Source organism: Vibrio anguillarum (genome assembly GCF_003390515.1).
GTDB lineage: Bacteria > Pseudomonadota > Gammaproteobacteria > Enterobacterales > Vibrionaceae > Vibrio > Vibrio anguillarum.
This window is the reverse complement of the sequence record NZ_CP031478.1, coordinates 543607-563802: the sequence shown is the minus strand read 5'-3', so window position 1 is coordinate 563802 and position 20196 is coordinate 543607. Positions and strand designations below refer to the sequence as shown.

At 45.5% G+C, this 20196-nt stretch carries 14 protein-coding genes; 5 read left to right on the top strand and 9 right to left on the bottom strand.

What is annotated here, in order from left to right; genetic code table 11:
- Positions 1-67 precede the first annotated feature (67 nt).
- The 3 genes from DD616_RS02445 to DD616_RS02435 all read left to right on the top strand — a co-directional run bounded on the left by DD616_RS02445 (position 68) and on the right by DD616_RS02435 (position 6457).
- Positions 68-1210, top strand: coding sequence for an exonuclease SbcCD subunit D (locus tag DD616_RS02445; RefSeq protein ID WP_029388470.1), 1143 nt, complete (start codon positions 68-70; stop codon positions 1208-1210).
- Positions 1210-4251, top strand: a complete 3042-nt coding sequence (locus DD616_RS02440; protein ID WP_208871387.1) for an SbcC/MukB-like Walker B domain-containing protein — start codon at positions 1210-1212, stop codon at positions 4249-4251. The genes DD616_RS02445 and DD616_RS02440 overlap by 1 nt, the downstream gene beginning before the upstream one ends.
- A 154-nt stretch (positions 4252-4405) precedes the next feature.
- Positions 4406-6457, top strand: coding sequence for an ATP-binding response regulator (locus DD616_RS02435; RefSeq protein ID WP_013868489.1), 2052 nt, complete (start codon positions 4406-4408; stop codon positions 6455-6457).
- Positions 6458-6543: 86 nt separating this feature from the next.
- On the opposite strand, the gene cqsA is transcribed toward DD616_RS02435, so the two are convergent.
- The 3 genes from cqsA to clcA form a co-directional block, all read right to left on the bottom strand.
- Positions 6544-7725 carry an alpha-hydroxyketone-type quorum-sensing autoinducer synthase gene (cqsA, locus tag DD616_RS02430; protein WP_105977146.1) on the bottom strand — a complete coding sequence of 394 codons (1182 nt, stop codon included), beginning with the start codon at positions 7723-7725 and terminating at the stop codon, positions 6544-6546.
- A gap of 199 nt (positions 7726-7924) precedes the next feature.
- Positions 7925-8878: a TDT family transporter gene (locus tag DD616_RS02425; RefSeq protein WP_473778382.1), complete on the bottom strand. Its 954-nt coding sequence runs from the start codon at positions 8876-8878 to the stop codon at positions 7925-7927.
- 169 nt (positions 8879-9047) lie between these two features.
- Positions 9048-10445 carry a H(+)/Cl(-) exchange transporter ClcA gene (gene clcA / locus DD616_RS02420; RefSeq protein ID WP_013868492.1) on the bottom strand — a complete coding sequence of 466 codons (1398 nt, stop codon included), beginning with the start codon at positions 10443-10445 and terminating at the stop codon, positions 9048-9050.
- Between the two features lie 494 nt (positions 10446-10939).
- Here clcA and DD616_RS02415 point away from each other — a divergent pair, with 494 nt between their 5' ends.
- Entirely contained in the window at positions 10940-11926 is a 987-nt protein-coding gene (locus DD616_RS02415; protein WP_010320211.1) for a CobW family GTP-binding protein, read from the top strand.
- Positions 11927-12042: 116 nt separating this feature from the next.
- On the opposite strand, the gene DD616_RS02410 is transcribed toward DD616_RS02415, so the two are convergent.
- The 6 genes from DD616_RS02410 to ylqF all read right to left on the bottom strand — a co-directional run bounded on the left by DD616_RS02410 (position 12043) and on the right by ylqF (position 18845).
- Positions 12043-12762, bottom strand: coding sequence for an ABC transporter ATP-binding protein (locus DD616_RS02410; protein WP_013868493.1), 720 nt, complete (start codon positions 12760-12762; stop codon positions 12043-12045).
- Positions 12755-14038: an ABC transporter permease gene (locus DD616_RS02405; RefSeq protein WP_208871385.1), complete on the bottom strand. Its 1284-nt coding sequence runs from the start codon at positions 14036-14038 to the stop codon at positions 12755-12757. The genes DD616_RS02410 and DD616_RS02405 overlap by 8 nt, the downstream gene beginning before the upstream one ends.
- Before the next feature lie 2 nt (positions 14039-14040).
- A complete protein-coding gene (locus DD616_RS02400) occupies positions 14041-15258 on the bottom strand; it encodes an ABC transporter permease (protein WP_094151669.1) in 1218 nt (405 codons plus the stop codon).
- Complete coding sequence (locus tag DD616_RS02395) at positions 15255-16541, bottom strand: TolC family protein (protein ID WP_208871384.1); 1287 nt, start codon at positions 16539-16541, stop codon at positions 15255-15257. Before DD616_RS02395 ends, DD616_RS02400 begins: the two co-directional genes overlap by 4 nt.
- Positions 16531-17676, bottom strand: coding sequence for an efflux RND transporter periplasmic adaptor subunit (locus DD616_RS02390; protein WP_013868497.1), 1146 nt, complete (start codon positions 17674-17676; stop codon positions 16531-16533). Before DD616_RS02390 ends, DD616_RS02395 begins: the two co-directional genes overlap by 11 nt.
- A 224-nt stretch (positions 17677-17900) precedes the next feature.
- Positions 17901-18845 carry a ribosome biogenesis GTPase YlqF gene (ylqF, locus tag DD616_RS02385; RefSeq protein WP_013868498.1) on the bottom strand — a complete coding sequence of 315 codons (945 nt, stop codon included), beginning with the start codon at positions 18843-18845 and terminating at the stop codon, positions 17901-17903.
- 508 nt (positions 18846-19353) lie between these two features.
- On the opposite strand from ylqF, the gene DD616_RS02380 reads away from it, so the two are divergent.
- Positions 19354-20196 (top strand): DUF4123 domain-containing protein, encoded by an 843-nt coding sequence (locus DD616_RS02380; RefSeq protein ID WP_208871383.1) that lies wholly within the window; start codon positions 19354-19356, stop codon positions 20194-20196.

Sequence of the window (20196 nt, the reverse complement as noted above, 5' to 3'; positions counted from 1 at the left end):
TACGTCGCTTTTCTTGGTTAATCGCGTATTATGAAGCACTTTGATTTTCGCTATCTTTAGGGTTGGAATGAAGTTTCTTCACACCTCTGACTGGCATCTCGGTCGACAATTTCACAACGTTTCTTTATTGGATGATCAGCGCGCAGTACTCAATCAGTTGATTGAGTATCTGCAGTGTAATCGGGTGGATGCTTTAATCGTCGCCGGAGATATCTACGATCGTTCAGTTCCACCGACTGCAGCCATTGAATTGATGGATGATATAGTCAACCGGGTGTGCAACGAGCTTTCCATCCCCTTAATTATGATCCCCGGTAACCACGACGGGGCGAAGCGTTTAGGCTTTGCGGCCAAGCAGATGCAACACTCGGGCTTGCACATTATTAGCAATTTTGAACAGATGATGCAGCCTGTGGTGCTAAAATCAGCCACTGCTGGTGAAGTGGCATTTTATGGTATGCCTTATAACGACCCTGAAGTCGTTCGCCACCACTTTGGAGAGTCCGTAACCAGTCATGATGAAGCCCATCAATACCTTATTGAGAAGATTATATCGCAGTGGAATCCGTCACAACGTCACGTTATGATTGGCCACTGCTTTGTTGATGGCGCTATCGAATCTGACTCTGAACGTCCTTTGTCCATTGGCGGCTCTGATCGTGTCAGTCATCAACACTTTGTACCTTTTGATTATGTTGCGCTCGGCCATCTGCACCAACCGCAGAAAAAGGGGGAAGAGTATATCCGTTACTCTGGCTCTCTAATGAAATACAGCTTTTCAGAGCAGCACCACAAGAAAGGAGCGACCTTGGTTGAATTTGATGAACAAGGTTTTGCCAGCGCCACGCATGTGCCACTGACTGCTCCTCATAGCATGCGTATTATTGAAGGTGAGTTGCTGGAGATCATAGAGCAAGGCAAAACAGACCCACACAACCACGATTATCTGTTGGTTCGTCTTACCGACAAACACGCGATACTGGACCCGATGGAAAAACTGCGTCAATCCTACCCCAACGTACTGCATTTAGAAAAACCGGGCATGTTGGTGGGAGTTGATCAAGCAATGGGGCGTGCACGTTTGGCACGCGGTGAGGTGGATATGTTCCGCGATTTTTTCTTAGAAGCTAAGCAAGAAGCGTTAACCGCAGCGCAAGAGCAAGCGGTGATCGACGTCATTCAAGCACTAAAGCCGGGAGCCCAAGTCTAATGCGTCCAATACAATTGACCCTGCAAGCATTTGGCCCCTTTGCTCATAAAGAAGTGGTGGATTTTACCGCTTTGGGTGCCTCGCCGCTATTTTTGATTAATGGTCCAACCGGAGCGGGCAAAAGTTCACTGCTCGATGCCATTTGCTACGCTTTGTATGGTGAAACGACAGGCAGTGAGCGCACTGGTGATCAAATGCGCTGCGACTACGCGGCCCCGCACACGCTCACCGAAATCAGCTACCAGTTCGAGCTTGGCGGGCGAATCTACCAAGTTGATCGCTCGCCCGACCAAGAAGTGCCGAAAAAACGCGGTGAAGGCTCAACAAAAAAATCCCATGCCGCGAGCTTGTTTGAATGGGTCGATGGCGAAATGAAATTGCTTGCTAACAAACCCAATCCCGTCGGTAAAGCAATGGTGGAATTGATCGGTTTAGATGTAAAACAGTTTCGCCAAGTGATGGTCATCCCCCAAGGGAAATTTCGTGAATTACTGACTGCCAACTCCAAAGAGCGGGAGCAAATCTTTGGTCAGTTGTTTCAAACCCACATTTATAGCCAAATTGAACGAGCGCTGTTTGAGAAAGCGGCGGGGATCCGCAAAGCGAAAGAAGAATTTGATCACCAAATTAAAGGCGCATTGGACGTCGTGAACGCAACTAGCGAGTCACACCTTGAAACGTGCATTGCTGAGCTGTCACCGCAATTGACGGCCGCTCACGCAGCGTACCTAGATGCCCAGCAAAGGTTTGATGCAGCGAGCAGCGAGCAAAAGGCGGCGCAAACCCTTGCTAAACAATTTCAAGAGCAGCGTCAACTCGTGCAACTTAAAGCCGATCACGATGCACAATCGTCAGTCATCGATGCGGTAAAAGCTCAAAGGCATCAAGCCTTGCAAGCTACGCGCTTAGATTCACCCTATTACGAATTACAATCGTCACAACGTCAGTTAGAAGCGGCCAACCAAGCAAAAGTCGAAAAAGAACAAGCGCTTACACAGTCACAACAGCAGTGGCAACAAGCTAAAGTGGCTCAAGAAGACGCGGCAGAAAAAGTCAAAATAGTGCCGAATCTGATGCAACAAATTTATGACTTAAACCTAATCAAAACTAAGCTTGTTGAGCGAGAACATCATCAAAAAGCGCTGCAACAAGCCTTACGTGAAGTGGAGCTCGCGACGCAAAATCGCCACAACTTGCGCACCGCTGTTGAGCAGTTTGAGCAGCAAATTATGCTTAAGCGTCAAGAGTGCGAAAGAGTTAGCCAGCAGTTGGCTGAGTTAAAAGGCCAGCGCTTAGAGCTTGAAACCATCAAACAGCAGATTGATCGCTTATTAAAGCGGCAGCAGCTTGAACAGCGTTTAGCCACAGAGCAAGCTGCACTGAGCTATAGTCAGCAGCAGTTTGAGTTGGCGCAGCGCGCGACATTGGACGCGAAACAGCAAGCCGATAAATTAGAGCTGATTTGGCACACCAACCAAGCCGCCGAGCTGGCTCGAACCTTGGAGCAAGGCGACGAGTGCCCGGTGTGTGGCAGTTGCGATCATCCTAAATTAGCGCGTTATGCCGGAGAAACGGTGACTAAGGCGCAAGTGCAGCAGGCAAGAGCGATACAGCAAAACAAACTGGCCACAGAGCAAGAAACGCTAAAACAGCAACAGCAACGAGCGACCCAATACGCACGGCTTGAACAAGAGATGGCAAGTTTGAGGGAGTCATTATCTGGAAATACGCAAAGTTTAGTACAACTGCAGCAAGCTCAAAGCGATCTTGAACATTCCATTGCTCATCTTGAATCGCTCAATCCAGAGCAATTAGCTCAACAATTGGCAAAATTAGAACTGCAGTTAGCACAAGCTAAGCAAAATGCTGAAACGCAGCAGCATAAAGTCGAACAGGCCACCCTGACGGTTGCCAAAGAGCAGACCGAAGTTTCTGCCTTAAGCCAAGGGATCCCGGAGTCGTATCAAGACAGTTTGCATTTGAACGAATCTTTAACCCAGTTAGAGCTGCAATTGGCTAATCTCAACCGTTTAGATGCGGAAACCAAAGCGCGCTTCAATCAAGCGAACGCCGATTTTTCTGGTGCGAAAGCGGCGTTGGCGGCGGCGGTCGAACACCAGATACATTGGCAAAATGCGTTTACGCAGTCACAGCAGCAGTGGCACAGTGCGCTGATTGAGAGCCAGTTCGACGATACTGAGCACTATTTACAGGCGCGTTTATCTTCGCAGCAGATCGAGCAGCTTGAAAAGCAGATCAAACAATTTGACGAAAGAAGTACGACGTTAAACGCCCAGCTTCAAACATTAGCCAGTGAGCTGAGTGAAAAAAGTGAGCCCAATCTTGCTGAGTATGCAAGCGCGGTCGAGGCTGTAGCCATGTTACAGCAAAGCGCATTGGATCAATGGAGCACGTTACGGTCTAAAATGGATGCCTTAACCAGTGTGAAAGAAAAAATCGCTATTTTACATATAAAAAATGAAGCCTTAGAGCAAGAGTACCAAGTATTTGGGACTTTGAGCGATATCGCCAACGGCAAAACAGGCGCTAAAGTGAGTTTACACCGCTTTGTTCTTGGCGTGCTGTTAGATGATGTGCTGATCCAAGCCTCAATGAGGCTGCAGATCATGAGTAAGGGGCGTTACCTGCTCAAGCGTAAAGAAGATCGCGCCAAAGGTAATGTGGGTTCAGGGCTTGATCTGATGGTCGAAGATGGCTACACCGGAAAATGGCGAGATGTGGCGACCTTGTCTGGTGGTGAATCTTTTATGGCGGCGTTGTCATTAGCGCTGGGTTTATCGGATGTGGTGCAATCATACAGCGGCGGTATTAAACTGGATACACTGTTCATCGATGAAGGTTTTGGCAGTTTAGATCCTGAGTCATTGGACTTGGCGATTCAAACCCTTGTCGACTTACAACAAGGAGGCCGAACGATCGGCATCATTTCTCACGTGAGCGAGCTGAAAGAGCAAATAGCCTTACGCATTGATGTCGATGTGGCGAGAAATAACGGCAGCTCAATAAGACTTGTTGCATAATGAATGGGAATGTGGTCTATCTTGTGCTAGTTATTAATAGGTATGGCGTGATGAGTGTAACTGACTTCGACGCTTTCAAAAAAACAGGTTATGCACAGTCAGGCTATGCATAATTATGATTATAAAAATGAATGTATCAGTTTGGTAAGGTTACATGGACGTAGTAAAAAAAATATACCAGTACGCTGAGCCGAACCTCACCCTTGTGGGATGGATGGGGTTCATTGGTTTTCCCCTTTATTATTACGTGTGGACTTATCTCTTTCCACAACCTTATGAAAGTATGGAGTTACGGGCGATTTGCGCCATTTTATTTGCGGGGATTATTTTTCGCAATTCAACGCCGAAACATTTACAGCACTACTTACCTTACTATTACTTGTTTTCAATAGGATTTTGTTTGCCATTCTTTTTTGGCTACATGATGCTGATGAACGATTGGTCAACGATCTGGGCGATGTCGTTCATGGCGTCTATTTTCCTCCATATCCTCTTAGTCCACGAAACAAAAGTCATGCTGATTCAAGCCGCTATTGCATTAGCATGTGCTTACTTTGTGACTTATGGCGTAATGGACGCGGAACTGCGAGTGATGGTGGAATGGCCGTACGTACCGATTTTTCTATTTACTTACATTTTTGGCAACCTGTTCTATTTTCGTAACCAAATTGAACATGAAGCGAAGGTGTCGATTGCCAAGTCTTTTGGCGCAGGGATTGCGCATGAAATGAGAAATCCATTAAGTGCGTTAAAAGCGTCAATTGAAGTAATGGGTTCAGTATTGCCCAATCCTACGGCATCCAAATCAGAATCTTATACGCTACCGTCTAAAGATTTAGAGCTGATTGCTGGGCTATTAAGAGATGCTGATGAAGTCATTCGCTCCGGTAATGAGACCATTGATTTGCTGTTAACCTCGATTGATCAAAATAGGGTCTCAACATCGACCTTTAAAAAGCATGCTGTAAAGCCTGTTATAGAAGAGGCACTGCGCAGTTTTTCTTATAAAAGACCAGAAGACAGGCAGGCAGTGACTCTTAAGGTGGTGGATGACTTTGATTTTTTAGGCAGCAGTACACTGTTAAAATACGTGCTCTACAATCTACTCAAGAATGCGTTCTACTATCAAAATAACGATATGTTTAATATCCATATCACCTTGAAATCAAGTGAGAATTGCCACCAAATTACAGTGAAAGACAATGGTGTTGGTATTGAACCTCATTTGCTGGACGATATTTTTAAAGACTTTTATACCTTCGGTAAAAATGGCAGCTATGGTCTGGGGTTACCCTTTTGCCGTAAAGTAATGCATGCTTTTGGAGGGGATATTATCTGCCGTTCTGAACTTGGAGAGTGGACGGAGTTTACTTTAACGTTTCCCGAGTATGATTCGCAAGCCGTCGCTAATATTAAACTCGATCTAATGAAGGCGAAATCTCTGCTTTATATTGGCAAAACGAGCATAGTGAATCGTTATCTCAGTGAGAAATCGTTCTATCTTGGTTTCCAGCTTAATGTCTTAGAGCCTGAGAGTGCTTTGCGTCGAGAAGAGTTTGAATTTGAGTTTGATCTGATCTTTGTGGATCTGCAAACGTTGGATGAAACGCCGGATTACTTAACCAAACTGGAACCTAAACTGCATTTTACACAAGCAAAAGTTTGCTATTTATATGACCAAAATCAGCGTTACGCGCTGACGATGGAGCGTCATTTAACCATTTACCCAATTGAAAAGCACAAATTGTTATTGGATGGATCGGCGATTATTGATGAACTACTCTTTGAAACGGAAGAGCTTATTGCCGATAAAAATGTTATCCCGTTAAAACAATATGATTATGAAAAACGAATTTTGTTGGTCGATGATAACCACTCCTTACGTAGCTTCACCGCTCTGCTGCTAGAAAAGCAAGGGTATGAAGTACTGCAAGCGAGCGATGGGGAATTAGCATTACAAATGTTGGCCAATAATTCAATTGACTTGGTGTTAATGGATATTGAAATGCCGATTATGGATGGTATTTCGGCCACTTTATCTATCCGTTCATCCACCGCTTCTTACAGTAAAGTGCCTATTATTGGGCATACGGGTGACAATAGCCCTTCAACGATAGAAAAAATCCGTACATCAGGAATGAATGATTACGTTTTAAAACCAGCGGATAAAACGCTATTGTTAAAAAAATTAAGTCACTGGATTTAATAACCCTAGGTAAACCCTAGGGTTATTCCTTACCTTATCCTTCTTATTTGAGATTGCACCATTGGTTTAGTATGTCGATGCGTGACTTACTTGAAATAGAGACTGCTATCATTTTGGGCCCTTTCACACACAGTTAATATGGTATCAATTTGTGAGTCAGTGACATTACTATTTAACGAAAGCCGAATAATGTTTTTATTCTTTGAAGTGGCAGGCCTGCAAAAAACAGCACCAAATATTTGATTCTCTTCTAAATAATCGCGAACTTTTTCTGTATTTCGTTCATCTCCGGTTTCTAGCGCTATGATTTGGGACTCACTTCGTACGCTTAGCCCTATACTATTTAGTCCACGACGCAGTGTGTGTGCATTGCGGTGCAACTGAGTTCTTTTAGAATCGGCTGATTTGATAATGTCCAATGTCGCTTCTAACGCTTCGACTTCATAAGGCAAAATAGTTGAACTAAAAATAGCGGGATAACCCACAAAAGGGATACAGTGATTCACATTATTATTCGCCCAAATAGCGCCAGCGCGATACGCGAACGTTTTCGCAAGGCTAGCTGTAATAAAGTCAACCTCTGCTGTTAACCCTAATTCACTGACAAGTCCTGCACCTTTTTCGCCATGTGTGCCAAGTGAATGCGACTCATCAACTAAAATGGCGCATCCATACTCTTTGGCGATAGTGACCAAATCGGTGAGTGGTGCAATCGTACCTATAGTGCTGTAAATCGAATCAACCACAATGAGCCCTGGGCCGTGTCGAGCGATTAGTTTTTGCAAATGATCACAATTATTGTGCATGAATGGGTGAATATTGGCATTAGCATAACGAGCACCTTCCCACATTGACATGTGAGCAAAAAAATCAATGTAGACGTTACTTTGTGGCCCACACACGGCTTGCAACAAGGCAGTATTAGCATTCCATCCTGATTGAGAAAGAAGGCAACTATCAAAGCCTACAAATTCTGCAAATTTCGTTTCTAATGAAGGTTTAGACTCTTCATCTTGTAGAAAAATAGCGGACATAAAAACACTATCATGTGTTTTATCGATGGCATTTTTCAGCCGTGCTTTAATTAATGGATGATCAGCCAAGTTTAAATAATCATTACTTTGTAACACTATGTCGTTTTTTGTTGGCCTTTTCCCTAGGACTAGGTGTTTTCCGTTAGCATTTGCATTAATCAAATCATTGATAAAATAGTCAATTCTAGATTGTATAGAAGCCGGTAGTTCGTGTTTCCACTTACGTGAATTCATGGTTATATCCTTTATATGTTTTTAATTAAATGCCAGCTGACAAAGGATATATTGAATATTAATTTAAAATTGTCACGAGTGAGTTTTTATTATTTTGGCTGCTATTGCAAATTAAGGTATAGTGTCTTTTATATTGTTCGTCATTGCCTAGGCTTATCCAGCCCTAATTAATTTTTAATTAAAGATAAATATTAGGTTTTTATTTATTAGCAAATAATTCAGGCCAATACATTTTTATATAACCAATAGAAACCCAAACGACTAAGAAAGTAGCAATAGTCAATTCAAATAACCCAAATTGATGTAACCAGTGCCATTGCGGGTACTGTCCTTCAAAGAAGGTGGTTAAACGATGCATGGCGATAGCACTGATGACAGAAGGGAAGGTCACAGCAGCAATAGACGGTTGAAACTTGAGCCTGAGCAGACGGATATAGCAAAGGTAAATAAGCAGTGTCATGGTGATGGCAATGCCAGTCAGTGCGCCTGTTAATATTGGATCAGGATGAGGGAAGTTGACCAAATACGTCGCGAGGGTGAGGTTAATAGGTGCAGCCATAATCGCGAGTGTTGGGCGTGCGCGTTTAGGTAACATTCCAGCAAACACCAAACGATATAACACTAACGGCAGCATAAAAAAATAGATAGCGATACAGACAGAGACGAGTGTTTCTGAAAAGACAGTGTGGCCAAATTGCGTGCCAGCGAGCGAGCTACTGATTAACCCAACCGGATAAAGAAACCAGCTTGGTACAATATGGCTGATTTTAAAGTTCATGGCCTGAAAACTGAAGAAAAGCAGCATCATGGTGAAGTGCAGCAAGAGCGCGGTAAACCAAATAGGATAAGCAATCATCGGTGAAATTAAAGCGAGATAATCACTTAGGATCAGTAAAGTCATGCTCATTGGAGCCATCAAGCTACCTGAAAGAGGGTGGCGAATGTCCTCCATGAATGTCTTGAAGCTGGTGAGGTATTTTAGCAAGACAGGCAGCAGTAATAATGCACCGAGCAGTGCCAAATAGGGGCGAATAATGAGACCGACCGAGGGAATATAAAGCGCCCACGCATGCCCGAGGCTGATCACACCTAATGCTAGCGCCGCTTGAGAGGGCGGTGTGCTTTGTACTTGAATTAACCTTTTCCAGTTCAACGATAAACTCCATGTCATCATTTGCTCTAGAAAATGAATAATGTATTTCTAGCAGCCAGCAAACGAGCGCATTATCAAGTTTATCGAGTTGTGGTGCAACATCTCACCTTCTAATTTGTTACTTAGACATAACAATTCGCAGCGGAGTCAATATTCATGAGTCTCACGATTACTCTTTTGGTGGAAGATCTTGTTGTTGCAGCTTGGCGTTTTTCAAGGTGCGATGGAGCAACTGACTATAAATGGGTTGGCCGCCAAGTAATTGAGCGAAAATAACCGCGCCAAGGCTAGTAATAATCAGCGGTAAAATTAAATAATAATTATTGGTCATTTCAATAACTAATAAAATACCTGTAATGGGTGCGCGAACCGTTGCGGCAAACAGTGCACCCATGCCTGCAATGGCGAACATTCCTGGGTCAATCGCTAATTGTGGTAACAGTTCTTGCGCAATCAGGCCAAAGGCGTAGCCAAACAGCGTGCCTAATGCCAGCATTGGCGCAAAAATCCCGCCCGGAGCACCAGAACCAAAGCAGATCAAGGTGGTAAAAATACGGCCAATGAACAAAAGCAGCAAGATAGCGGCACCATAGTCACCATTGGTGATATTAGGGATCAGTGAGATGCCACCCCCAGTCAATTCTGGAATATACAATAAAGTTAAGCCAAAACAGCCTCCCAATAGTGAACCCGTGAGTAAATATCGCTTACGATCATTGCGATGAATTCTGGCAAAAATATCTTGTGATAGTGTGATTAAACGGTTGAATAGCACACCGAAAATACCAAACAGTCCCCCAAGCAGCAGAAACAGCCACAGTGAAGCCAGCTCTGGTGCTTGATATTGCGGCATTTGGATCACAGCATGTTGGCCATTAATCACGCGAAAGACGATATTTGCCGCCACCGCAGAGACAATGACGGCACGTACTGAAATGAGGGTATAGCGAAACTGCGGGCGCATCTCCTCTATCACAAACATGATGCCCGCCAGCGGCGCATTAAATGCGGCAGCTAGGCCTCCAGCTGCGCCAGAGGCTAAGAGTGAGTGGCGGGTATCGTCATTTTTGATGCGGAAAATATCCGACACCATTCGGCCAATGGCTCCCCCCATTTGAACCGTGGGCCCTTCACGTCCCAAAACCATACCAGAACCTAAGGCGCCCATACCGCCAAAAAACTTCACTGGCAGTACTCGCCACCAACGAACGGGGCGCATACCATCCATCGCGCCTTCAATTTCAGGAATGCCAGAACCGGCGGCTTCGGGCGCAAACCGGTGCACAAGGAAATAACCGATAAACGCCAACGCTGCACTGATAAGAAAAGCGGCCAACCACAAGGGTAAGATATTACCAATCTCACTTTTTAACCACTCGGTGCGTGTTTCCGAAACCAAGTGCACAGCGGCCTCAAAGTAAGTACCAACAATCCCAGCAAGAATACCGACAATGAGCGAAAGAAAAAGGATTGAGAGTGGTGTTTTGTCCTTAGAGAGAAATTGGTTAATCGTATCTTTTGGAACTTTTGCAAGCAGTGACTGTTTCAATCTCTCTCTTTTGGTCATGTAAAAAAGGGCCTCGATTGGTAAAATGTGAACATATTTTGTTACAGAATTATACGCGCCAAAGTGATTAACTATAGCGTCAAAGCTGCAATGTTGATTTCCATATCTGGAAGATGGAGAGATTCTCTACTAAAAACGAGATCTGAGTTAAAAATGAGTTAAAAAAACAGAGATTGAACCTTGCTAAGCCAGCCAAATGAACCATAGTTAAAGCGTAAGGCAGATTCGATATCGTACAGGGAGGAATTCAAGCCTTACCTACAATTTGGATGGAATCAGCAATATTTCAATTCTATGTCCTCGTTTATGATCGGGTTGCATCTATAGTCCTCCCGATTCGCGAACTCACGATTGAGTTACGAGGGGAAAGGCGCGCTCACCGTAGTGCGCCTTTTGTCGTTTATGTACACCTCGGCTCATTGTTGCCTGTCTAACTGGCAAACCATGCACTGGCTTCTTATTTCGGTATATACTGCCGCAAAAGGAGTGCTGACATGACAAAAAAAGTACCAACCAACATTATTACCGGTTTTCTTGGTGTAGGAAAAACGACGGCCATTTTGAATTTATTGAAGAATAAACCTGCTGATGAAAAGTGGGCGGTGTTGGTCAATGAGTTTGGAGAAATTGGTATTGATGGGGCGATGATGTCTGACCAAGGCGCGCTGATCAAAGAAGTACCGGGTGGCTGTATGTGCTGCACTGCGGGTGTTCCTATGTCTGTTGGAATTAACGCCTTACTTAGGCAAAAGCCCGATCGTCTATTAATTGAGCCAACAGGGCTTGGGCACCCTAAGCAAGTGGTGGCAACTTTAACTTCTGATCAATATGCACCGTATGTCGATTTAAAAGCCACGATCACTTTAGTGGATCCGCGCAACTTGCGTAATGAAAAATACACATCCAACCAAAATTTTAATGACCAATTGGCCAGTGGTGATGTGGTGATTGGCAATAAAGTGGATCAATGCACTAGTGCTGATGTGGATGCGTTTAATGACTGGGTGACTGATCAATCACCCGCGAAGATTTTTAGCAAGTTAGTCAAGCAAGGTGAGTTGCCTTTAGAATTATTAGATATTGAACGTCTTCACGGCGCAGCTTCTACTCATATTGAAGCGCATCACCATCATCATGCTTCGTTAGAACCACAGTTTGCCTTACAGCCGGGTAAAGCGTTTGTGCGCAAAGAAAATCGGGGCCAAGGTTATTTCAGTTGTGGTTGGTTAATCGGCGCTGAATACCATTTTGATTTTGATGAGCTCTTTTCTATGCTGAGTGCCCTGACCGCTGAGCGTGTTAAGGCGGTCGTCAATACCGATAAAGGATGCTACGCCTTCAACATCAACCAAGGAGTCGTTTCAGTGAATGAGATGAGCTTAGAAGGGTTTGAATCACGCTTAGAAGTGATTGACTCACAGCTCATGCCATGGGATCAACTCGAAGCGGTATTGCTGAAATTGGCGGGTATCTCTCAATAGGATCCAAAGAAAAACCAACAAAGAAAGAACAAAGAAAAAATGAACTAAGAAAGGCGAACTGGAACGGCTTCGTCTTTCTCGTTCACTTTATAACTTCTTACAATGCGTTGAGCTATCTATGGCTGCCTTGTTGCGTGATCAACGCGTTCATCAGATAAAATCTGCCCATCTTTGATATTCACTATTCTGTGAGTTCGCTTCGCTAACGCTAGGTCGTGAGTGACGACAATAAGCGTTCGTCCTTCTTGATGAAGCTCATTGAACAGGGCTTCAATTTCAGCGCCCGATTTTGAATCTAACGCACCTGTCGGTTCGTCGGCTAAAATAATTTGCGGATCATTGACCAACGCGCGTGCAATCGCCACCCGCTGTTTTTGTCCCCCCGAGAGCTGGTTGGGTTTATGCTGCATGCGATCGCCAAGCCCCACTTTTTCTAATAGTGTTGCTGCACGTGCTCGGCGCTCTTTTAATTTTACTCCGCGATAGACCAAGGGTAGGGCGACGTTATCGAGAGCATTAGCGTATTCGAGCAGGTTGAAACTTTGAAAAACAAAGCCAATTTTTTGATTACGAATATGAGCTAATTGATGGCTGCTGAGCGAGGCGACCGCCTTGTCGTCCAACTGATATTCACCCGATGTAGGAACATCCAAGCAACCGAGGATATTCATTAAGGTTGATTTACCCGAGCCTGATGGCCCTAAAATAGAGAGAAATTCGCCTGTTTGAATCGATAGCGAAACGCCGTCTAATGCTTTGACCAACTCTTCACCACTGCGATAGTGCTTGCTGATATTGGTCAATTGGACAAGGTTTGGTAAGTTTTGTTTATTCACTTTGTAATGCCTCTAATGGCGTAATGCTAGCCGCGCGATTGGCGGGAAACCACGCGGCAATCACACCGACAATCGCCAGCGCCGCGATCACAAGAAAGACAATCGAAAACGACAGTTCGGGTAAGGGTTTCCCTAATTGCTCAAACAGCATATTGCCTTCTAAGGGAGCGTATCTTAATAAGGTGATCAGCCCGTAAGTGGATCCTAAGCCAGCTAAACCGCCAAGTGACATCGTGAGCAAGGCTTGCACTAAATAATGGAGTTTGATAGTGGTTGGCGTAGCTCCGACGGCCATTCGTACACCGATGTCTCGCGTGGATCGTTTTACCGTGGCGTACATGACATTGGCAATACCAATGCCTGCTACGCCGAGGGTAATAAGCCCAATAATGCCCAAAAAGCCTTGTAGACCGAATAAGAAACGGCGCATGCTTTTTTGCCTCAATAGCATGTCTTCGACTTGCAAGAGCTGCGTGTCTGAAGCACTGGCACCGTACTTTCTGGCGATCACTTGCTTAATCACTTGCGCGGCTTTTTCGCGATCAACCGTGGCATTGAGCTGCACATTGATCGCTGCAATCGCTGCGTTGGGGTTAAAACGTTGCCAAGTGCGAAAAGGCACAAATACCGCGTAGTCAATAGGGGTTCCTTGTTCTACCTCTGCACTTGTCTGCGCTATCACGCCGATAACGGTAAAGTTTTCATCACCTATTTTTATCAATTGACCGACGGGGTTTATGCTCAGCTTCTGGGGTTCCAGCCAACTCCAACCATCCTCAGAATTGAACAATTGCACTGCGGCGTTATAACCGATTACAACCACTTTACGCTGCTGTTGATTATCGAGCGGGTTGATCCATCGCCCTCCTTTGGCTATCTCAATACCAGTTAAGGACTGATATTCTGGGTTAACCGCTAGTGGGCGCTGCCAGGTGCCATTGTCTTGATTGCTGACGCGTTTATCCCATTGTGCGCTAACTTCAGCGCGTTGGATAAAGGGCAGTGCGCGAACAAGCTCAACATCATCCGCTTGCAAAGAGAGGGCTTTCCCTTCAAAAAAGCGTCCGGCGGTCTGGCTGGCATAACCCCCGGTCACATAGAGTAAATTGCCATTGCCACTTTGTGATGAGCGTGTCAGCCCTTGGCGTAATCCTTCGCCTGTTGCGAGCATGGTGGCGATGCAAAGTGTACCCCAAGCCACCGCTAAAATAGTGAGTAGCAAGCGCAGTTTTTCGGCCGCCATCTCTTGATAAATTTGCCTGATAGGTAACATCATTATTAAGCCCTCGCACTTAAGGCGATGACGGGGGTGAGATTGGCGGCACGCTTTGCTGGGAAATAAGCAGCCAGCAGTGCAAACAACGTGGTGACGAGCAGTGACCAGCCTAGAGCTGGCACAGTGATGACTGGTTCGCCGAGCCAATCAGGTAAGCCGATGTAATTCAGTAATAGCACCACCAGATAGGAGAGGAGCATTCCAATCACTGCACCTAATGCCACTAGCAACCCACCTTCTAAAATAAACTGGCGCAAAATGATCTTCGGTGTTGCGCCAATGGCTAAACGCACACCAATTTCCCGCGTTCTTTCCGTGACAGAAAGGAACATGATATTGGCGACGCCCAAAGCGCCGACCGCAAGCGTCATCGCTCCACTTGCCCCTAAAAATAGTTGTATACCTCGAAACAAGGCATTGAAAAATTGAGCGCCGCTGCTGAAGTCAGGTAGGTTTATGGCCTCAGTATCGCTCGGATCAAAATGTTTCTGTTTGGCGAAGAAAGAGAGGATGTTCATGCGCAATACCGCTGCTGGTATCCCTGCGGCGGGCTGCACAAGGAAAAATTCAGGCTCACTTTGCCAAAGATCAGTAAAAGCGCTGCTTGGGATCATCACTTGGCTGTTTTCATTGTTTATAGAAATGCCCCCTTCTTGCTGCTGAGTAATGCCGACAACCGAGAAGGGAATGGTATTGACTTTGATCGTATCACCAATAGATAGCTGACCAACTTGTGCCAACTGCCAACCAACCACCGCAATTCGGGAATGGTTTTGCTGATCGCTGGCGTGAATGCCGCGTGACCCCGCGGTCAGTTGTAAGTTGCGCAATGCTAAAAATTGAGAGTCGATCCCGCTGACGTAACCGGGAAGCATTCGGCCTTTTACATTCGTCACTTTAGCATCCCATTTTCCGTAGATAACTGATAAGGCGCTGATGTTTGGGTGCTGTGCCAAAGCGCGCATTTCCGGCTCTGAAAGGGTAATCGCTCGTCTTGCCGCAAGGCCTTGCCAAGGTTTGGTGGTTTGGCTGGGGAAAGCCATTTGTGTATCGCTCATTAACAGCGCGAAAGATTGTGTATTGACGCGATAAAATCCTTCACCTAAGGCAACGAGCACTAAAACAGAAACAATACCCCAAACGATAGCAATGACCGCGAGGGCGCTGCGTAGCCGATGGGCAAGCAGCGTTTGCACGACTTGTTGTAGGCTTGAGATCATGAGTGCAGAGCCTGAGAGAGCGAAGCAATCACGTCATCATCTAACTTCCCAGCAGCTTTCAGCAGGCCAATCCGCTGCTTCCAATATTGGTACAATCGCCGTTGTAGACTGTTTTTACTGTTAAACAGAGCGTTATGGGCGTCAATCAAATCAGAAGCTTCAGTCATTCCTGAATCATAAACGGTTTGTTTACTTTTTAAAGCTTGCTCTCTTGAGCGGACTTGTAACTGAGCCATCTCCACTTGTCGCCAATCCAGATGGATTTGGTTAAAGCCACTTTGAATTTTGCGTTTAATCTCGATATCTACCTTGCGCAGTACTTGCTTGGCGCTTAAGACTTGCAGCGCAGCCTGATCGACCGTGGCGCGCGTGGAACCATTCAAATCCAACGGAATTTTTAAGCTTAAACCTGCACTGAGATCCCCATCTCGACCCTGATCATTGTCTTGGTAAGAAACACTGCCAGATAAGGTGGGATAATATTTGGCTTTGGCTGCATCTCGGCCAAATTCAGAAGCGGCGACTTCCTGCTGGGCAGCTAATAACTCAGGGCTGTTATTCTGCGCAAGCTTTAACCATTCAGTTTCGCTGCTGACTTGCATTGGCGGTTCAATGAGGTCGGTCGTTTTAATTTGGTCAATGTGCTGTGGGTCTTGATTGATGAGCGCGATAAGGGCTGACTTTTTCTCTTCTAGAGCGGCTTGCGCACTGAGTATATCGGCTTGCTCATCGACGTGGTTAGCACGCATGTCTTCCAATGCCGTTGATCGAATTTTTCCTGCTTTGTAGCGCTGCTCGGTAATCTTCAGCAGTTTTGCACCTTCTACGAACTTTTGTTCAGCAAGTTGTAGATCGCCTTGTGCGCTGGCGAGATCGAGATAGGCATACAGTAATGTTGCAGCCAGCTCATTATGTGCAGTCTTCACTTTTAATTGTGATGCCACATAGCTTGCTTGAGATTGGTCGAGCTGTGCCCAATTAGCGCTATCCCAAATGGTTTGGCTTAATGTGGCACCATAGCCTTTAGTGTTGTTGCCATCGTCATCCCATGAGGTATCCGCGCTGAGGCTAAAAGAAGGCAGCAAGGCACTTTTGGTACTTCGGACCTCTGTTTCACTGATTTGAGATTGGATCTGCGCTTGTGAATAAGTAGGGTCAAAAGCTTTTGCGGCTTGCCAAGCTTGTTCAATAGTGATGGCGTGAGCTGAAAAAGTCACCGCGCCACAGAACGTCATTAGCGCGGCTGCTAGCGCATTACGTTGAAAAGGGCGCTTAGTGGTCATCTTTGCCTCCGAATAAACTGTTGTCGATGATCACATCGTCCGCTGATAAACCCGCAATCACTTCCACATTAATGCCATCGGACAAACCTAAGGTTACGGCACGCACTTGGTAACCTTGTTCTGACTGATCTGGGATCAAGACTTCAGGTTTTTCACCGCTAAATCGTAATGCGCGTTCTGGAATGGTGATGACGTTTTCCACGCTCTTTAATGTGATCTGTGCGGTAGCAGAAAAGCCCGAGCGAATCACCATATTGTCAGGAAAGCGAATCTGGTTAATCTCCACTTCAAATCCATTATCAAAGCTAGTCGTTTTAGTATCACTAGGGTTATTCAACTTATCAGATTGAACCGCAACTTTGCTTAATACGCCGCTGATTTCTGCTTCTGGATACGGTGCTAACGTTAAGTTGACGGCCATCCCTGCGGCGAGTTGTGCCGCATCATGTTCACTGACACTGCCTTTGAAAATCATGTCATTCATATCGGCAATCGACATCATTTCAGTTGCCGCTTGGCTTGAGGCAGTGGAGATGATCGGCTCTCCTACTTCCACTTTTAGGTTTAAAATGGTGCCATCAATGGGGGCGACGAGTGTGGACGTGAGTTTCGAATCGCCAACCGATGCTTCACCGCTGCGGATCAGCTCAAGGTTCTGCCTTTTTTGTTGCACTTCGGCTTGTTTTGATTTCAGCTCTGATTTTGCTTGGATTAGCTCACCGTAGTTTTCCGGCACAATCTTTTGTTCAACTAACTGCTGCAAGTTTGCCAGCGTCTGTTTGGCGGAATCTAAGCTCGCCTCACTTTGCATTAAAGCGGTGGTTGCGTCGGTTAACGCTTGCGGTGTTGGATTTGGACGCACTTTGATCAAAGGCGTGCCCAAGGTAACTTGTTCACCGACCCGATGATAAATTTCACCGACAATCCCCTCAATTTGCGATTTTATAGATACCGAGTGAGCTGGCACGATTTGGCCAACAGCGATTGCCTGTTTGGCAATATTTCCCTGTTCGACCGTCAGAGTGGGGAAAGCCGAGAGAGATTCATTGCTATTGGTAGTTAGGTAATAGCCCCCGCTGATTAAGGCGGCGCTAATTACCGCGATGGCCCAACGCTTTTTCATGAACAATTCCATATCAAGGAGAAAATAAACAATGGTGGTATGACTTGAGTGTCATCAGAAGGTTCCTTCATGCTATAGAAGTAGCGCATAAAAACCTATATTGATTTGTCATGATAATGTCAGCTAGAAATAGCAAACAGCATGCAGTTGTCTGTTCTTATGAAAAGGGCGATCATTGACCGCCCTGATGGTAATAGTAGAAATGAGGTGTAGCGTAGAAGGGATCCGAGAGGAATTTAGCGTTTATTACGCAAATAACGTTTACGACGCTCTACTTTTTTGGCTGCTTTTTCCTCGGCTTCCCTAGCCGCTCGTTCTTCCACTTCCACTAACTCTTTGGTGATCATTTCAGGGCGTTCAAGAGTAATTTGGCCGAGAATACCTTGGCGTAACTCATGCAGTAGGATCTCCGACGCTTTGTGCAGATCAATACGGCCACCGGGGCGCAGAGCACCACGTTTGCGGCCAATTTCTTCCATCCATTCCACATCAGATTGAGGTAGCTCATCGATTTGATAACGCTCTTGCAAACGCTCAGGATAAGCTTGCGCTAAATACTCAACAGTATAAAAGGCTACATCCTCATATTCCATTGCAGTATCTTTTACCGCGCCAGTAGCAGCTAGGCGAAAACCACTGTGTGGGTTTTCCACTTTAGGCCATAAAATTCCCGGAGTATCGGACAGCACAATGCCATTTTGCAAATTGATACGTTGTTGGCGGCGAGTAACGGCGGGTTGGTTACCTGTTTGAGCCACAGCGCGACCGGCTAACGTATTGATGATGGTTGATTTACCGACGTTCGGGATACCCATGATCATGGTGCGAATATTTTTCCCCACTTCTTCACGATGTGGTGCCAACTTACGGCAAAGCTCCATGATCTTATGCACTTCTTGAGGGTTAGACGTGGTTACCGCCATTGCTTTCACCCCTTGTTCTTTCTCAAAATGGTCGATCCACAATTGCGTCATTTCAGGGTCTGCTAGGTCACGTTTATTGAGTACCTTCACACACGGTTTATTACCACGCAAATGGGAGATAAGTGGATTCTCGCTGCTAAACGGGATACGAGCGTCCAACACTTCGATAATCACATCAACTTGCGGAATGACCTCTTCGATCTCCTTACGTGCTTTATGCATGTGTCCCGGAAACCATTGAATTGTGTTGTTAACCATTTGAAAACTGCCTTTTAATGTAAAAATTCTGCTGGTGGAGGTAGAGAGTTTTTATTGATGTTTATGAGAATCATCAACAAGGTTTACTGATAACCACCGCAGTTTTAGATGTGATGATGTTAACATTTAATTGGCGAGGCTGGAATCTAAGCTGTGCGGTGAACTTTACGTGTTCTGTCAATGGTGAGATGGCTTAGGATTGACGACGCTTGTGCAGTTACATCTCTTGTCGGTGAGAGAGCACTGAACCGAGCAAAAATTCGGTCAGATCGTGTTTGGTTAAGCAAGTTTTTGCCCAGCGGAGCAATTTATTGCTCAAGTAGTCAAAAGCAAAAGTTAACCTATTGAAATATAATAATTTAACACTGGCATTGCTTTTGCTTAGTGAGGCATTACATTATGCGATGCGATTCACGAAAAAGGACCAAACCATGCCAGCCGCTCTTCGAACCATTTCTTACCAAGCGTTATTAAACGCAGAGCAAGCCCATATGCCAGCCGTAAGATTATGCTCTACGCAGGGGAAACCGTCATGATCCTCTCTTGGTTTCAACAGCAGCAAAATCATCGCTATTGGTTAGTTGATCGCAAGCTTCACAAGCAGGCCTTACAGCAAAATGGGGGCTTTGGATTTGAAGAAGCCGTGCCTCTGTTTTATGGTGCAATGTTTACTGAGGTGATGCCACTCTCTCCATGGTTAATCCCTGTTTCTGAATCGATATTGTCGCTCCCTGAAGCGTTACTTGAACAGGGTATTGGGCTGTCAAGCCATGCCGTGGGTGATGAAGTTTTGCAGCATCTTCGCAGTTTATTAATTGCCGGATTGGAGGGCGAGGAAGTGATGTTTCGCTTTTACGATAGGTCGGTCATTATTGCTATGTTAGCGCGAATGGACCAATCAGAAGTGAACCAGTTTTTGGGCAATATCAATCAATTGGCTGCATTAGATAATGGTGGCCAAGGCCACTTAGTCACGTTTGACAACACCTCGCACGCGCCATTTAATGCTCAGCAAGGCTCTTGGTGGGTAATAAAAGCGCATCATCTTGATAAACAAGAGAACTTACCTTTGTTAAAAGCTAACCTTGAATCTTGGTTATGGCAGCATTTCCCCAAGGCAATGGACCAGCATCTTACGCAAGGGCGTGATATCGCTTCCATGCTCACACCGTTTCTCTCTGCTGCTGAGCAAACCTTAACGTATCGTGTGATGAGCGCGGCCATCGCGGCGATTATGGGCAACGAATACTTGGCTCAGCCTAGCATGATAGAACTGATCAAAGACAATCAAGATGAAGAGATTAAATACGCTCTGCATGCCTTAAGTTGCCAATTACAACATGAGGGATAA

What these genes read in the sequence shown, in the direction of transcription:
- DD616_RS02445 (WP_029388470.1), top strand. Translation starts at nt 68, where the DNA reads ATGAAGTTTCTTCACACCTCTGACTGGCATCTCGGTCGACAATTTCAC.
- DD616_RS02440 (WP_208871387.1), top strand. Translation starts at nt 1,210, where the DNA reads ATGCGTCCAATACAATTGACCCTGCAAGCATTTGGCCCCTTTGCTCAT.
- DD616_RS02435 (WP_013868489.1), top strand. Translation starts at nt 4,406, where the DNA reads ATGGACGTAGTAAAAAAAATATACCAGTACGCTGAGCCGAACCTCACC.
- cqsA (WP_105977146.1), bottom strand. Translation starts at nt 7,725, where the DNA reads ATGAATTCACGTAAGTGGAAACACGAACTACCGGCTTCTATACAATCT.
- clcA (WP_013868492.1), bottom strand. Translation starts at nt 10,445, where the DNA reads ATGACCAAAAGAGAGAGATTGAAACAGTCACTGCTTGCAAAAGTTCCA.
- DD616_RS02415 (WP_010320211.1), top strand. Translation starts at nt 10,940, where the DNA reads ATGACAAAAAAAGTACCAACCAACATTATTACCGGTTTTCTTGGTGTA.
- DD616_RS02405 (WP_208871385.1), bottom strand. Translation starts at nt 14,038, where the DNA reads ATGATGTTACCTATCAGGCAAATTTATCAAGAGATGGCGGCCGAAAAA.
- DD616_RS02400 (WP_094151669.1), bottom strand. Translation starts at nt 15,258, where the DNA reads ATGATCTCAAGCCTACAACAAGTCGTGCAAACGCTGCTTGCCCATCGG.
- DD616_RS02395 (WP_208871384.1), bottom strand. Translation starts at nt 16,541, where the DNA reads ATGACCACTAAGCGCCCTTTTCAACGTAATGCGCTAGCAGCCGCGCTA.
- DD616_RS02390 (WP_013868497.1), bottom strand. Translation starts at nt 17,676, where the DNA reads ATGGAATTGTTCATGAAAAAGCGTTGGGCCATCGCGGTAATTAGCGCC.
- ylqF (WP_013868498.1), bottom strand. Translation starts at nt 18,845, where the DNA reads ATGGTTAACAACACAATTCAATGGTTTCCGGGACACATGCATAAAGCA.
- DD616_RS02380 (WP_208871383.1), top strand. Translation starts at nt 19,354, where the DNA reads ATGCTCTACGCAGGGGAAACCGTCATGATCCTCTCTTGGTTTCAACAG.